General features: G+C 60.7%; 10 protein-coding genes. 4 read left to right on the plus strand and 6 right to left on the minus strand.

Annotated features, from left to right (window positions below; translation table 11 throughout):
* Window positions 1-7: 7 nt before the first annotated feature.
* From ACP_RS04380 to ACP_RS04390, 3 genes are all read right to left on the minus strand, one after another.
* On the minus strand, window positions 8-1,927 hold the full coding sequence (locus ACP_RS04380; protein WP_238525647.1) for a sialidase family protein: 1,920 nt from the start codon (window positions 1,925-1,927) through the stop codon (window positions 8-10).
* A gap of 170 nt (window positions 1,928-2,097) precedes the next feature.
* Complete coding sequence (locus ACP_RS04385) at window positions 2,098-3,750, minus strand: hypothetical protein (RefSeq protein ID WP_041839281.1); 1,653 nt, start codon at window positions 3,748-3,750, stop codon at window positions 2,098-2,100.
* Window positions 3,751-4,057: 307 nt separating this feature from the next.
* Window positions 4,058-4,630: an NADH-quinone oxidoreductase subunit B gene (locus ACP_RS04390; RefSeq protein WP_052294681.1), complete on the minus strand. Its 573-nt coding sequence runs from the start codon at window positions 4,628-4,630 to the stop codon at window positions 4,058-4,060.
* A 218-nt stretch (window positions 4,631-4,848) separates the two neighbouring features.
* On the opposite strand from ACP_RS04390, the gene ACP_RS04395 reads away from it, so the two are divergent.
* From ACP_RS04395 to ACP_RS04405, 3 genes are all read left to right on the plus strand, one after another.
* Window positions 4,849-6,258, plus strand: a complete 1,410-nt coding sequence (locus ACP_RS04395; protein WP_015896083.1) for an ammonium transporter — start codon at window positions 4,849-4,851, stop codon at window positions 6,256-6,258.
* Between the two features lie 54 nt (window positions 6,259-6,312).
* Window positions 6,313-6,651, plus strand: coding sequence for a P-II family nitrogen regulator (locus tag ACP_RS04400; RefSeq protein WP_015896084.1), 339 nt, complete (start codon window positions 6,313-6,315; stop codon window positions 6,649-6,651).
* A 164-nt stretch (window positions 6,652-6,815) separates the two neighbouring features.
* Window positions 6,816-9,359, plus strand: a complete 2,544-nt coding sequence (locus ACP_RS04405) for a bifunctional uridylyltransferase/uridylyl-removing protein GlnD (RefSeq protein WP_169305911.1) — start codon at window positions 6,816-6,818, stop codon at window positions 9,357-9,359.
* 158 nt (window positions 9,360-9,517) lie between these two features.
* On the opposite strand, the gene ACP_RS04410 is transcribed toward ACP_RS04405, so the two are convergent.
* From ACP_RS04410 to mscL, 3 genes are all read right to left on the minus strand, one after another.
* Entirely contained in the window at window positions 9,518-11,602 is a 2,085-nt protein-coding gene (locus ACP_RS04410) for a putative bifunctional diguanylate cyclase/phosphodiesterase (RefSeq protein WP_041839282.1), read from the minus strand.
* A 268-nt stretch (window positions 11,603-11,870) separates the two neighbouring features.
* On the minus strand, window positions 11,871-14,027 hold the full coding sequence (locus ACP_RS04415) for a M28 family metallopeptidase (protein ID WP_015896088.1): 2,157 nt from the start codon (window positions 14,025-14,027) through the stop codon (window positions 11,871-11,873).
* A 155-nt stretch (window positions 14,028-14,182) separates the two neighbouring features.
* On the minus strand, window positions 14,183-14,602 hold the full coding sequence (gene mscL, locus ACP_RS04420; RefSeq protein ID WP_015896090.1) for a large conductance mechanosensitive channel protein MscL: 420 nt from the start codon (window positions 14,600-14,602) through the stop codon (window positions 14,183-14,185).
* Between the two features lie 188 nt (window positions 14,603-14,790).
* Here mscL and ACP_RS04425 point away from each other — a divergent pair, with 188 nt between their 5' ends.
* Window positions 14,791-15,495: a CoA transferase subunit A gene (locus tag ACP_RS04425; protein ID WP_015896091.1), complete on the plus strand. Its 705-nt coding sequence runs from the start codon at window positions 14,791-14,793 to the stop codon at window positions 15,493-15,495.

Here is a 15,495-nt window from a genome sequence, read left to right on the forward strand (position 1 = left end):
GCAGCAGCTAGTTGCCCCCCTCGGCGAGCGCGGTGCCGCTCTGCGAGGCGGGCTGCACCACGACTCCGTTGGAATAGGAGACGGCCACGAGACGGTTGCCGAGAGTGTGAATGGCATGCACGAGCCAGCCGGTGTTCCACCACTTCCAGGTGTAGGTCTTCGGGTTGATGGCATAGACGACGGTCGAGTCACTGGAAGAGAGCAGAACGCTGTTTTGTGCCGGGTCCCAGGTGAGGCTGTTGATTGCGTTGACGGGCAGGCGCTTGAGTTGGAACCAGCGCAGGCCCGCATCATGCGTAAAGTAGATGCCCTGCGGACCGCCGACCCAGAGGGTTCCATCCGGTGTGATGGTGGCGGCGGTGAGCGAGGAAAGACCGAGCGGGCGGTACATGGTGCGCCAGGTCTGGCCGTTGTCAGTGGAATAGCTAATGCTGTCACGATTGACGGCGACGGTGCGGCTGCCGAGAGTGCCAAAGTAAATGTAACCGTCACGGCGCAGAATAGGCCCTTGCCAGGTTGCACCTTCATTGTGGCTGAGATAGACGCCGCCCTCGGTGACGGCGTACCAGACGGGACCGCGAGTGAAGAGGTGGTTGACGCGAGAGTCGATATGGGCACCAGAGGCTACCGGACGATGGATGCGGCGGCGTGATGAGGCAGCATGGGAGGGCCGGTTGACGATCTTTCCGTCTTGCGCCCAGCCGGATGGCGACCAGCGATAAAGGCCGCTATTGGTGCCGGCGTAGACGGTTCCGTCACTGGATTGCGCGAGAGCGAAGACGTCGCGTCCGCCGAGGCCGTTGCTCTGCTGAGCCCAGGTGCGGCCGTCATCATGCGAGACGAAAACACCGCCGAAGCTTTTGCCGTTGACCACGCCGGCATAGAGAGTGCCGGGGTGCTGGTGATCGACGAGGACGGAGGAGACAACACGCTCGGAGAATCCGCTGTTGGAGGGTTCGAAGCTCTTGCCGCCGTCGTTGCTGGCGAGAACGCCGCTTTCATCGGTCGCCATGAGCACGTGCTGCGGATTGGCCGGGTCAATGTAGATATCGTTGATGATGACGTAGGGACTGGTCAGACGATTCCAGCTCTTGCCGCCGTTGAGAGTCTTGTAGAGGCCCTCGGTGGTGCCGGCGTAGACGACGTCGCGATTCTGCGGATCTTCTTTGATCGAGCGGGTGCGGCGAGCGGTGGTGGGAATGCCCTGCACCTTGCGGAAGAGCAAGCCGCCGTTGTCGCTGCGATAGATGCCCGAGCAGGCGCTGGCGTAGAGCACGGTGGGCAACTGCGGGTCGATGAGGATGGAGAAGACGTCGGAATCGGTGATGATTCCCTTCTTGATGTTGAACCAGTGGCGGCCGCCGTCGGTGGTCTTCCAGGGCAGGTGCCAGGTGCCTGCGTAGACGGTATCGGGGTCCGTGGGGTCAACGGCGATGGACTGAACCTCGCGGATTTCTCCGCTGCCGGCGGGGCTGATCTCTTTCCAGTGCTGGCCGCTGTCTTCAGTGCGGTAGACGCCGCTGATGGTTCCGGCGACAAGAATGTGCGAATTGGACGGTGCCTGTGCCAGAGCGCGGACGGATTGGCCGTCCATGCCGGTGAGCTCAGTCCAGGTCGCGCCGGAGTCGTGGCTGACGAAGACGCCGCCGCCGAAGCGATCGAGCCTCCATGCGCCAGCGTACAGCGTATGCGGGTCACGCTCGTCGACGATGATGTGGTCGATGACGAGATCGTCTCCGGTGCCCAGTTGCGCGAGACGGGTCCAGTGCGCGCCGCCGTCGACGGACTGGTAGATCCAACTGTTCGCCGTGCCCAGATACAGGTGCGAGGGGTGGGCAGGATCGGCCGCAAAGCTGCGTGCATCACCGCCATCCGGGCCCACGGCGGGCCAGTGATGGATTGCGGCGTGCAGGGCGGGAACAGTCAAGAGACAAAGAAGCAAAGAAGCCGAGGCTACAAAGGGTCGGAACCGCATAAGTTATTTTTCCACAACGAAGGCGCTGAGCCCGGTGAGGGCTGAAGAGTGAACCAGAGAAGCCAAAGGGCTGACCGGATTGTCCGGTCAGCCCCAGGGTAGTGACTGCACCTAAAGAAGGCTTACATCTTGTGAGCGGCCTTCTTGTGGTGGCGGTAGTGATGGTGCCAGTGGTGACGGACCGGGTGCATTTCGGTCTGGCTGACCGGCTGCGTTCCGGGGACGTCATTCTCGAAGTTCGCGCCGGAGGGAACGAGGTAGTCATCGACTTCCTTCGCGCCCGCGTTGCCGGTGCGGACCTCGATGCGGCTGGCATCGATGCCCTTGTCCTTGACGAGGTACTGCTTGGCGTTCTCAGCGCGCTCGGCAGCCTTGTGGTCAGCCATGCGCTCACCAGGAGCCGAGTTGCCAACGAGGACCAGGGTGGCATCGGACTGACGCTGCGCGTTGAGGGCAACATCATCGAGGCAAGCCTTGGCTTCGTTGTCGACACGGGTGGGACGGCGCTTGTCGCGGTCAAAGCTCAGCGTGCAGAGCTTCTGGACCGACGGCGGCGGCGGCGGCGGCGGTGCCTGGACATCCACCGTGGTGGTGGCCGAAGCAGTCTGGCCCTTGTCGTCCTGCACGTTGCAGGTGACAGTGACCTCGCCGGACGGAGCACCCGTAGTGGACAGCGTGGCGGTGTTGCCAGTGCCGCTGATGGTGCCTTCGCTGGCGGAGTAGCTGTAGGTCAGCGGACGGTTCTGCGGGCTGACACCCGTCGCGGTGATGGTGGAGCTGTCGCCCGGCTTCACCGTGGTGGGATCGGCGGTGCAGCTGACCGTCGGGGGCTCAAACTGCTTGACGGTGAAGTGGGCCGTGCAATCAGCCGACTGGCCGACCTTATTGCCCTGGGTCACGTGACCCTGCACCGTGTAAGCACCCGGCTGAAGATTGGTGGTGTCAATGGTTCCGGTGGAGCTGTCGCCAGCCACCGTGAAGCCATTGCCCGACCAGCTATAGGTCGCATTCTTCTTGGGGTTGAGGTTGGTGGCCGTTCCGGTAACCGTGACCGAGCTGCCGGGATACACGCTGTCGGGGCTGACCGAGCAGGAGTAGGTGACCGGCGGCGGGGGAACGATGTTGCCGAAATGGAAGACCAGACCGGTGCTCAGGCGGGCCGTGTTGGAATTGACGCGGCCACCGACAACCGGAGCCGGACCGTAGTCGGCATGGAGATATTCATAGTCAGCCTGGAAGAGACGCAGGCTGAGGTGGTGATGGAACCACGGGAGGGGATAATCGAGACCACCGCCGACGGTGAGCGCCGGACCCCAGGTGTAGGGATGGTAGGTGTAAGGCTCATCGTTGGGTCCGCCAATGCGAACCGCGCCGGCGAGGGCGTGCACGAAGGGCACCATGCCCTGCATGGGATAACGGGCGATGAGACCGGCCTGAGCCGTCTGCAGACCGTCGTTACGGCCGCTGGGGCTGTTCTCGTACTCAATCTGACCGCCGATGTAGCGGTTGAAGTAGTAAGCAACGCTGCCGATGGCGCCTTCATCGATCGACGAAAGATTGTCGGAGAAGGTGGAACCGTCGGTCAGAGTCGTGTTCACCGTGGCATGGGGCGCCACGTAGGAGTAACCCAGGAAGACATCGGTACGGGATATGTGCTCACGAGGAGCAGATGGCAAGGTATTGGAACTCTGCGCGTAGAGTGTGGATGCGCCCAGCGCAACCGCACACCCGGCCAGCAGAATTCGGCTGAAAGAGCTTAAAGGACGAGTATTCATGCGTCTATCCTCCGCAACCACCGAATGTTGAAAGTCGTACATGATTAAAAACTTGGCCTCACAGCAACCGGAAACCCTAGCGCAGTTCAACAGTTACCGCAGTGAATAAGAACGAAACTACAGCACAATCAACTATCTTAGAGCGCAAAAGTCCGAAATAGTTGCCTGTGACGCACGACAGGGAACCAAATTCGTTACAAATTGGTTCCCTGCATTGAACGCAACTTTGGCCGAACATTTTTCCTCAAGGCGCAATTTGTCTGCTCCCACCTGGAAAATCGATCTTAACCTCTTGAAAACACAATAACTATTGCAGATTGAGGGCCCGTTTGAAGCTGCCCCGCTCGTTCTGGATCTTTTCCTGCAGGAGCGTGAATGCGTAGATCAACTGCTCCGGACGCGGGGGACATCCAGGTACATAGATGTCAACCGGGATGACTTGGTTGACTCCCTGCAGCAAGGCGTAATTGTTGAAAACGCCGCCTGAAGTGGCACAGGCCCCCATGGAGATGACCCACTTGGGCTCGGGCATCTGGTCATAAAGGCGACGGATGACGGGAGCCATCTTCTGCGAGACACGACCGGCAATGACCATGAGGTCGGCCTGACGGGGCGAGGGGCGGAAGACTTCCGCGCCGAAACGAGCCACGTCAAAGCGCGAGGCCCCCATGGACATCATTTCAATCGCGCAGCAGGCGAGTCCAAAAGTCATGGGCCAGATGGAGCTTTTGCGGACCCAGTTGATGGCCGAATCGAGCGTGGTCAGAAACACGCCCTCGGGCTGCTCGTAGCCATAGCTGGCCTGATGAATCTTTTCCTGATTCAGGGCGCTGCTCTGCAGCGTTCCAAAAAGATAGCGGTCACGCACCGTATCGGTCATACCACTACTATATCGCTGCCGGGCGTTCTGGGGAATGCAGAAGAGCCATGGAAGCAGCATCGCTTTGAGGAAGTGGATTTTCTGTTGGTCATTTGGTCGAAGTATGTAAAAGTAGCGTCAATCATCCACGCTGCCGCATGGTCCCTGTCTGACGATGGCCGGCAACATTAATTGCCACATTTGCCCCGTTGCATAAAGAACCTGACCCACGGAGCCTTATGAGACCTCGTTTCGTCAAGCTGTCCTTTTTTGCATTTTCAGGATTTCTTCTTTGCGGCCTACCCGCTCTGGCACAGTCTGCCAGCAGCGCGACGGCAAGCCAGATTGCCCAATTGCAAACACAGATTGCCAATGCCCAGACCTCTGGGGACAACGGCTGGATGCTGGTGAGTTCCGCCCTGGTGCTGATGATGACCGGACCGGGTCTGGCACTGTTTTACAGCGGCCTGGTGCGGAAGAAAAACGTACTGGCCACGATGATGCAGAGCTTCATGATGATGTGCATTGTGACGCTGCTTTGGGGCATTGTGGGCTACAGCCTGGCCTTTGGCTCGGGCACGAGCTTCATTGGAGGATTTCAACACCTCTTTCTACGCGGAGTCGGGCTGGCTCCCGATCCTGCTTATGCAGGCACCATTCCGGCGCAGACCTACATGATTTACCAGCTCATGTTTGCGATCATTACCCCTGCACTGATTACGGGCGCCTTTGCCGAACGCATGAAGTTCAGCGCGATGGCGGTGTTTCTGACGCTGTGGTCGCTGGTGGTGTATTCGCCGATGGCGCACATGGTGTGGGGCAAGGGCGGACTGCTGAATGCGGCCGCGGGCGGAGCGATTCCCTGCCTGGACTTTGCGGGCGGCACAGTGGTGCATATTACGTCGGGCGTTTCGGCGCTGGTTTGCGCACTGTATCTGGGCAAGCGGGTGGGATACCCGAAGGAGCCGACGCCGCCACACTCGCTGGTGCTGAGCGTAGTGGGCGCCTGCCTGCTGTGGGTGGGCTGGTTTGGCTTTAACGCGGGCAGCGCACTCAATGCCGGCACGCTGGCGACGAGCGCGTTTGTGAATACGCAGTTTGCGACGGCAACGGCAGCGTTAGGCTGGGTAGCCGTGGAGTGGTGGCGGACGGGCAAGCCGACGGTGCTGGGCGGAATCTCAGGCGCTGTGGCCGGGCTGGTGGCGATTACGCCGGCAGCCGGCTTTGTGGAGCCGATGGCCGCCTTTGTGATTGGCGCGATCGCGGGCGTCTTCTGCTTCCTCATGGTGACAACGGTCAAGTCGCTGTTTGGCTATGACGATTCGCTGGATGCCTTTGGCGTGCATGGTGCGGGCGGAACGCTGGGCGCGATTTTGACGGGCGTGTTTGCCTCGAGCGCGATCAATCCGATCTTCAAAGACGCCAAAACGGGAGCCACACTGCCCTCAGGTGTCATCGAAGGTAACTGGCACCAATTGTTGAACCAGTTTGGCGGCGTAGCCATTGCGTGGGGACTATCGATTGTGGGTACTCTGATTCTGCTGAAGCTGGTGGATGTGACGATTGGCCTGCGCGTGACGCCCGATGAAGAGCGCGAAGGACTTGACATTACCCAGCATGGCGAGGAAGGCTACGAGTTTGTAGCGTAGCCTCGAAACGTTATTGGAATGGAATTCTGACACGGAGCAGTTCAGGACAAGAACATGCATAAGATCGAAGCAGTGATTCAGCCCTCAAAGCTGGATGCAGTCAAGGATGCCCTGCTGGAAGCAGGCATCGAGGGAATGACCATACTGGAAGCCCGCGGGCACGGCCGGCAAAAAGGCCACACCGAGTTTTACCGCGGGCGCGAATATACAGTTGACCTTTTGCCGAAGATCAAGATTGAAGCCGTGGTGGTGGATGAGTTGCTCGACAAAGCCATCGACGCGATTCTTTCGGCAGCTCGCACGGGCAAGATCGGCGACGGCAAGATATTTGTGACGAAGATTGACGAGGCGATCCGCATTCGTAATGACGAGCGCGGCGTATCGGCACTCTAGTTCCCGACCCGGTAACGTTGTCAGTTGTACCCGCTGCGGCGCCGCAAGCCGACGCCGCAGCCTCTTTCATCACCTTCACTTCTGGAATTTCGTTCTCTTCTATGGAAATTGCTCCTCCCTTACTGGCGCAGTGCAGGCAACGTGTCTCTCAAGACGCGGATTCATTGCGACAGTCGTTTGAGCGCACGGGCGATGGCTCGGCGGTGGCACGACGGCGCGCCACCAGCGTTTCCCTGCGATTGAAAGAGCTTTGGCAGTTACTGTTTCCGGCCGCCAGTCCCGCGCCCGTGGCGCTGGTGGCGACAGGCGGCTTTGGGCGCAGCGAGCTGTTTCCCTACTCCGACGTAGACGTGCTGTATTTGTGCGAGAACGACAAGGCCGCCGCCACTTATGCCAATGAGCTGCGCATATTTTCACAGGCAATGTGGGACATCGGTCTGCGCGCGAGTCCGATGACGCGCACCCTGAAGGAATGCGACCGCATCGAGGCCGATAATCTGGAGTTCACGATTGCCCTGCTTGACCGGCGCTTTCTGGCCGGCCAGGAGGCGCTCTACGACCAGCTTGCCAACAAGCTGCTGCCGGATTTGTGCCTGCGCGAGTGGCAGCCGATTGTGCAGAACCTGGCAGAGATTGCGCGGGCGCGGCATGAGAAGTTTGGGCACACGATTTTTCACCTTGAGCCGAATGTGAAGGAGTCGCCGGGCGGACTGCGCGATTATCACCTGGCGCAATGGCTGACCCTGTTGAACAAGCTGCATGCGGACCGGGCGTGGCCGCAGAACTCCGCCAGCCATTTTTATGCGACGCACAGCGAGCTGGAATCGGCGTATGACTTTTTGAGCGCGACGCGATGCTTTCTGCACTACCGCTCGAAGCGCGATGACAATGCGCTGGACTGGTATGGGCAGGACGAGGCGGCGGCGCGCAGCATTGGCCTGGAGACCGCGGGCACGAGCGATCCGGCGTACTGGATGCGGACGTATTACCGGCAGGCTCGCACGATCTTTCGCCGGGCACAGTTGCTGCTGGATGAGATTCCGCCGGCGCGGCGCTCTTTTTACAAAACGCTGCGGCGGAAGCGGACGCCGATTGCCGGCACTGATTTTTATGTGGAGCACGGGCGGATTGGGCTGGCCGAAGGCGCGATGGTGACGAGTGCCGAAGATATGCTGGCCGTGTTTGGATACATGGCCCAGCATGGACACCGGCTCAATCAATATGCCGAAGACAGCATTGCCGAAGCGCTGCCGGTGCTGGCGGTGCAACTGCCGGAAGGACCGTATCTCTGGAATGCGTTGCGCGGCGTGCTGATGGGTCCGTGGGCCGCCGATGCGCTGCGGACGATGCATGCGCTGGGCTTGCTGGAGCTGCTGATTCCGGAATTTCATGGGATTGATTCGCTGGTGATTCGGGACGCGTATCACCGCTACACAGTGGATGAGCACACGTTTGTGGTGATCGACAACGTACACAAGCTGCGCCAGCCGCATGAGGACTGGGAGCGGCGGCTGGCCACTTTGCTGCCCGAGATTGAGCGGCTGGATCTGTTCTTTCTGGCATTGCTGATGCACGACACCGGCAAAGCGCGGCGCACGGGCGATCACGCGGTACAGAGCGTGGAGTTTTGCGAGAGCCTCTTTTCGCGGCTGCTCTTTGACAATGAAGAGCGGGAGACGGTGCGGCGGCTGATCCGGCTGCACCTGGAAATGTCGGCGGCGATGCGGCGCGACATCTTCGATGAAGAGACAGTACGGCGGTTCGCCGAGAAGATCGGGAGTCCGCAGCCGCTGAAGATGCTGACGCTGATGACGTATGCCGATATTGGCGGCGTTTCTCCGGATGCGTTGACCCCGTGGAAGGCTGAGCAGCTATGGCAGCTCTACATCAGCACGTCGAATGTGCTGGACCGGAGCGTGGACGAGACGCGCTATCACGTAGAGGCTGACCCGACGGTGCTGGAGCGCATTCTGGTGCGGATGCCGCAGCATGCGGAACGGCTGAAGGCTTTTCTGGAAGGGCTGCCACAGCGCTACCTGCAGACGCGGCTGCCGGAGCAGGTAGAGAAGCATGTGACGATGAGCTTTGCCCTGCGGCAGGAGCCGGTGCAGCTCTCATACCGGCGCGTACGGCAACTGCATGAGATCACGCTGATTACTCAAGATCGTCCGCTACTTTTTGCCGACATGGCAGGCGTGCTGGCAGCCTGGGGCATGAACATTGTGAAGGCGGATGCCTTTGCCAATGCCGCGGGACTGATTGTGGATACGTTTCAGTTCACCGATCCGTACCGGACACTGGAGCTGAACCCATCAGAGATTGAGCGGTTTGTGGCTGAGGTGCGCGAGGTAATTTCACATCGTACCCAGCTTGAGACCTTGCTGAAAGCGCGGCGGCACCGCCTGAAGCGCACGGCGTCGAAGCTGAAGGTGGAGACGCGGATTCAGTTTGATAACGTGGCATCGAGCCACAGCACGCTGCTGCAGTTGACCACGCAGGACACGCCAGGACTGCTGCGCCAGATTGCGCTGGCACTGGCGACCGAGGGCTGCAACATCGAAGTGGCCCTCATTGATACAGAAGGCGAGATTGCGATTGACGTCTTTTACCTGACGGAAAATGGCGCAAAGCTGGACGAGGCGCGGCAGAAATCGCTGCGGACTGCACTGATGGACTCGCTGGCCGAAGAGACAGAAGCGGCCTCTTAGAGTGATTCCCTTCTGCGAAACCCGGCGGCCCATTGCCGGAGATCGGCCGCAGAAGTGAGGCAGTTGCCGCACGGCTTAGGACCAGGTAAAGAGTCGTCAAAATGACGGCTCGGCTGAAGGCCGGCTTATAGCAAAGCATGGCTTACGGAAGAGACTTTCTAGGCAGACAGAGATGGCGAGACGGATGCGAGGAACTCCTCGCCTGGGAGCGGGCGGCCCAACAGATAGCCTTGCAACGAGTTGCAACCTAACTGGGCGAGATAGTCCTGCTGCTCAGGGGTTTCGACGCCTTCGGCAACGACTTTGAGGTTGAGGGTGCGGCCGAGTGCAACGATAGAGGCTATGATGGCCGCGTCATCGCTATTTGTTGCGAGGTCCTGGACAAAGCCGCGATCGATTTTCAGCTCGCTGGCCGGAAGCCGCTTGAGGTAGAGCAGGCTGGAGTAGCCAGTTCCGAAGTCGTCAATGGAGATGCGCACGCCCATGTCACTGAGCTGTTGCAGAATGGCGAGACTGTTGTCGGCATTGTGCATGGCCGTGGTCTCTGTGATTTCAAGCATGAGGCAATAAGGGCTGAGCGCATGTGCTTCAAGCGTCTCGCGCACCATCTGAATGAGCGCGGGATGATTGAACTGCATGGCGGAGAGATTGACGGAGATGGTCCAGCCGGTGTGCCCGGCGGCACGCCACAGACTCATCTGGCGGCAGGCCTCGTTGAGTACCCATGAGCCGATCTGGAAGATGAGGCCGGTCTTTTCCGCCAGCGGGATGAACAGGTCAGGCGTGAGCAGGCCGCGCTCCGGATGATTCCAGCGCACGAGCGCTTCCACCCCGATGACGGCGCGGGAGGCAGTCTCGACCTTGGGCTGATAGTACAGCGCCAGTTCTTCTCTGGACAGCGCGAGGCGGAGATCCTGCAAGAGCTTCAGTTGATTCTGGGCATCCTCTGCCATGGAGGCCTCAAAGAAACAGTAACCGCTTCGCCCCAGCGCCTTGGCGTGATACATGGCGGCATCCGCATGCTTGACGAGATCGCGTGCATCCCGGTCACGGCCATGGAAGATGGCAATGCCGATGCTGACGGATATCTGCAGGTCAAGTTCAGCCACATGGAAGGGATTTTGCAGGAGCGATACCAGCTTGTCGGCCAGATTCGCCGCCTCAGAGGGTTCTTTGATCGCGGCGAGGAGAACAAACTCATCGCCGCCGAGCCGGGCCAGCGTATCACGGGCGCGCACGGAAGCGCAGATGCGGCCGGCGGCCTCTACGAGCAGCAGATCACCAACGTGGTGGCCGTAAGCATCATTGATCTGCTTGAAGCCGTCGAGGTCAAGGAAGAGCACGGCGAAGGCTGTCTGCTCGCGGCGGGCGATCTCGACCTCCTGCCGCAGACGGTCTTCAAAGAGCGCGCGGTTGGGCAGCTTGGTGAGAGCGTCATGCAATGCCAGAAACTGAAGCTCTTCATTGGCGTCAGCCAGAGAAGTGGCCAGGACTGCGGTGCGAAGTTCCAGACGAAGATCGAGCACCGAAATGATGAGCGCGATGGTGAGCACGGCGAGAGAGAAGAGAATGATGAGCGCGGCGAGCCATCCGTGGGTCATGCCGGATTGCGCAGCCAGACATTGGCTGCCCACCGGGAAACGGGCCGCGGCCATGCCGGTGTAGTGCATGCCGGCGATAGCGCACCCCATGACGATGGCCGCGGCGTAGGAGAGCAATCGGACCCGCCGGGAGCCGCGCGGCATCTGGCGCAGATGGAAGGAGAGCCAGAGCGCAGCGCCGGACGCCAGCACGGCAATGACCACCGAGAGGGCGACCAGCGAGGGCACATACTGAATGCCCGGCTGCATGCGCATGGCAGCCATGCCGGTGTAATGCATGCCGCAAACTCCGGCGCCCATGAGCAGAGCGCCGGGAATGAGGCGCGCGGGACCGAGCGTCGCCTGCGAAACACGCCAGAGGGCAAAGGCCGAAGAGGCGATGGCAATGAGCAGCGAAACAAAGGTGATCCACGGGTTGTAGCCCATGGGGATGGGCAGACGGAAGGCCAGCATGCCGATGAAGTGCATGGACCAGATGCCGATGCCCATGGCGATGGCTCCGCCTGCCAGCCATGCGCGCTGGACGGCGCGAGTGTGCGCGGCGGCGATGCGGCCGGCCATGTCCAGCGACACATAGGAGGCGAACATCGCCACGAGGAGCGATGCAAGAACCAAGCCGGCGTTGTAGGTTCCGTGCAGCATGGGATGTCTCACATGGACAGCAGCACTGGCAACCGGAGGTCAGAGAATCTGGAAGCCAGATGGGCAGAATTTCGCGGCCGTTGCCCACGGACTCTCGTTACCGGCTTTCATTGTCGCACCGTCTGTTGTTCATTTTCCAAGATGTTGCCGCCGGGGAGCGGAGAGCGGGTTTGGGGGGATGAAAACGGGGGGATTGGTTTTCCGAATTGGGAAGATGCGCTGCCCTCGTCCCCATATGGGGACGAGGGCAGCGGGGAGAAGAACTGCCTTACTTTGCCGCAGCCTGCAAAGTAGCGGTGCCATGCTGGATGGCCGTGACCAGATCGGCAAGCTGAGCCTTGGCCTGTGCGGCATTTTTGGCGTCGAGCGCTTCATTGACGCCTGGAATCACGACCGCTGCGTAGCCGGTGTATACGCCGGGCGCGTAGACGGTGTGCTTGAACCAGGGGCGGCCGGGCAGTCCGGCGGGGTTGAGGAAGTCTTCCTCGACCTGGCGGAGCTGCGCGTTGAAGGTGGAGAGATTGCCGGACTCACTTTGCTGGCGCTCAAGGACTGCCTGAGCCGCAGTGGTGAACTGCTTTGCATCGGCGATGGCGGCGGCGAAGTCGAGACCGGTGATGCCGTTCTTCTTCGCCTTGGCTTCAGCGGCGGTGAGGTATTCCTGCAGTTCTTTGCCGTAGGTCACGTAGTCATAGGGCAGCACGCTGGCGTCGGCCATGTGCAGCACTTCAAGGCCGAAGACGCGCGCCATCTCCTGCTCGTAGACGAAGGTGGGGTCGGCATTCATCACGAACCAGGCGTAGTCATCGAAAGCAGAGTGATAGACGCCGTAAGGGCCATCGGAGCTAACGTCAGTGGACGGTACGCCGAGGTGCTGGATGAAAGGCGTGTAGTCGGAGCCGCTGCCGAGATCGCCAATACGGACCGGCTGATGCGTGGCCGTGTAGGTGGTGTTGTTGAAGCCGTTGTTGGTCATGCGGGCGCGGGCTTCGGCGTCGTCCTGGCTCTTCTTCCACTGCTGGTAGACCGTGCCGCCCTTGGGGCTGGGGACTTCGCGCGTGATGGAACGGATGAAGTTCTTGAGCGAGGGAACAGCCGAGGCGTTGAAGTCTTTGCCGGAGACACCTACATCGGTGTTGAAGTAAGCGACGGCATGGGCGAGCTGGGTGGCGTGATCCTCAGCCCACTCGGTGGAGCCGATGAGGCCTTCTTCTTCGCCATCCCAACTGCAGATGTAGATGGTGCGTTTCGGCTTCCAGCCATTTTTGAGGAGCACGCCGAAGCCGTGCGCGGCTTCCAGCACGGCGGCGGTGCCGCTGTTTGGATCGACCGCGCCGAAGGTCCAGGCGTCGCGATGATTGCCGGCGACGACCCAGTCATTGGGGTATTCGGTGCCGGGAATCTTGCCGATGACGTCCCAGAGCTTCGTGTACTTGTAGTCCATCTTGAGGAGCATGTGGACCTTGACGTGGCCCTGGCCGCCGATGTGGTACGCGAAGGGCAAGGCTCCCTGCCAGGCATGCGGCACGCTGGGGCCGGCGAGCGCCTTGAGGATGGGCGCGGCATCATGCCAGGAGAGCGGCGTGGTGGGAATTTTGGGCAGCGCGGGAGCATCGGCGGGCTTGAGGCGGTCTTTTGCGGGCAGGCCGGGCTTTGAGGCGATGCCTGGAGTCAGCTCATCGCCCGAGTACTTGAAGAGATATTCGATGGAACCGCGTTGCACGCCGGTTTCAGGACGATAGGGCCCGTGCGGATAGGGGTCGCCGCGGAAGTAGCCGTCATCGTAGGGATCGGAGTAGATGATGACGCCGGCGGCGCCGCGCTGCTGCGCGATGTAGGCCTTGACGCCACGGAAGTTTGCGCCGTAACGGACAATGACGATTTTGCCTTTGACGCTGATGCCCATGTCGCGGAGCTTGTTGAAGTCCTGCAGGCGGCCGTAGTTGGCATAGACGACATCGGCGGTGACATCTCCGCTGGGTGAAGAGCCGTTGAAGGCGGGCAGGATGCGGGGATCGTTCTCATAAGGATCGCCCTTGACGTGCTCGGGCGTGGGGCCGGTCATGAGCAGCTTGCCACTTTTGCCGTAGGCCTGCACCTTGATTTCGCGAGGCGTGTTGAGCCAGGCCATGTAGGGAACGATTTGCGTTTCGAGGCCATCTTCGCGGAACTTTTTCGCGACGTAGAGCGCGGTCTGGTAGTCCTCGGGCGTGCCGGCGACATGGGGCACGGCGGTGAGCGTCTTGAGCTCCTGGCGGGCGAGGCTGGGGCTGGGGACGGCCATGAACTGCTCGTCCAACTGCTGCTGATGCGCAAAGTTTTTATAGCCGAGGACAGAGTGAGAAGTATCGGCAGGCTGCGCGGCGAAGAGGACGGCAGAGGAAGCGAACGCGGCAACGATCAATAAGACGCGAGTGCTGGGCAAAGGCTATGCTCCTGACAGCCGCGGAAGCAAATAGAGGACGGCTGTGAAGCTGACAGCTTACCACCCCGGAGAGCAGGAATCTCAAAAAGAAAAACCGGGCGCGGTTACGATTTTCATCGAACCGAAGCCCGGCACTTGAACAGAAGCTTCGCGCCTCAGGAAGCAGCAACCGGCGGCACGGGCTGGGCGCAGTGCGCGCAGCGGACAGCCGCGATGGGAATGTCGCTGAGGCACTCCGGGCAGGGCCGCGTGGTGGGCGGCGCAGCGGGCGGCGCTTTTTTGAAGCGCGCCATCAGGGAGTTCACCGGCAGCACGACGAAGAAGTACACCGTGAAGGCGATGAGCAGGAAAGAGATGAGCGCGTTGAGGAATGCGCCATAGAGAATCTGGCTGTGATTGAGAGTGACGCTGAGCTTTGCGAAGTCCGGCTGCTTGAAGATGGCCGCGATGAGCGGCGTAAGAATATCTTTGACGAGCGCGGTGACGATCGCGGTGAAGGCGGTGCCGACGACGACCGCAACGGCCAGATCAACAACGTTTCCGCGCAGGATGAAGTCACGGAAACCTCTGGCCATGCCAGTGGCTCCCCCGCCGAGCTTTTGTAAAGAATTCTGGTTTGCCATGCGCTTAGAACCTTGCCCCATCCGATGCACAAATGCAAGCGAAGAGTTTGCTCGTGCGGCTGGCCATGCGTGGGTGAGGTCGCGTATTCTGCGAAGTTTGAGATTGCCGGCCTGAGTATTTTGAAGCGAGGATTCCACGAGTGAACAAGACATTTTCTGATGCCGATGCGGCGGTTGCGGACATTCCCGACGGCGCGACGATCATGCTGGGCGGCTTTGGGCTGTGCGGCATTCCTGAAAACCTGATCGACGCGCTGGTGCGGCGGGGAGTGAAAGGGTTGCACACCATCAGCAACAACATGGGTGTGGACGGCTTTGGCATGGGCCGCATGCTGGAGGCCGGCATGATTGCCTCGCATACGGGCAGCTATGTGGGCGAGAACAAACTGCTGGAAGAAAAAGTGATCCGGGGTGAGTTGGATCTGCGGCTGGTTCCGCAGGGCACGCTGGCAGAGCGGATTCGCGCGGGCGGAGCGGGGATTCCTGCGTTTTATACGCCGGCCGGCGTGGGCACGCTGGTGGCCGAGGGCAAGGAGACACGCGAGTTTGACGGCAAGCCGTATCTGTTGGAGCGGTGGCTGAAGGCTGATTTTGCGCTCGTGAAAGCGTGGAAGGGCGACACGCATGGCAACCTGATCTACCGGAAGACGGCGCGGAATTTTAATCCCATGATGGCCATGGCCGCGAGAGTGACGATTGCCGAGGTCGAGGAACTGGTGGAGCCGGGGACGCTCGATGCGGATGCGATTGTGACGCCGGGGGTGTATGTGCAGCGCATGCTGCAAGGTGCGGGCTATGAGAAGCGAATCGAGCGGCGCACGGTGCGGGAGAAGATAGCGGGCTAA

It is taken from the genome of Acidobacterium capsulatum ATCC 51196, assembly GCF_000022565.1.
Classification (GTDB): domain Bacteria; phylum Acidobacteriota; class Terriglobia; order Terriglobales; family Acidobacteriaceae; genus Acidobacterium; species Acidobacterium capsulatum.

Coding starts and splice junctions, on each gene's coding strand:
- ACP_RS04400 (WP_015896084.1), top strand. CDS start 6,313: ATGCATAAGATCGAAGCAGTGATTCAGCCCTCAAAGCTGGATGCAGTC.
- ACP_RS04410 (WP_041839282.1), bottom strand. CDS start 11,602: ATGCTGCACGGAACCTACAACGCCGGCTTGGTTCTTGCATCGCTCCTC.
- mscL (WP_015896090.1), bottom strand. CDS start 14,602: ATGGCCAGAGGTTTCCGTGACTTCATCCTGCGCGGAAACGTTGTTGAT.
- ACP_RS04385 (WP_041839281.1), bottom strand. CDS start 3,750: ATGAATACTCGTCCTTTAAGCTCTTTCAGCCGAATTCTGCTGGCCGGG.
- ACP_RS04395 (WP_015896083.1), top strand. CDS start 4,849: ATGAGACCTCGTTTCGTCAAGCTGTCCTTTTTTGCATTTTCAGGATTT.
- ACP_RS04390 (WP_052294681.1), bottom strand. CDS start 4,630: ATGACCGATACGGTGCGTGACCGCTATCTTTTTGGAACGCTGCAGAGC.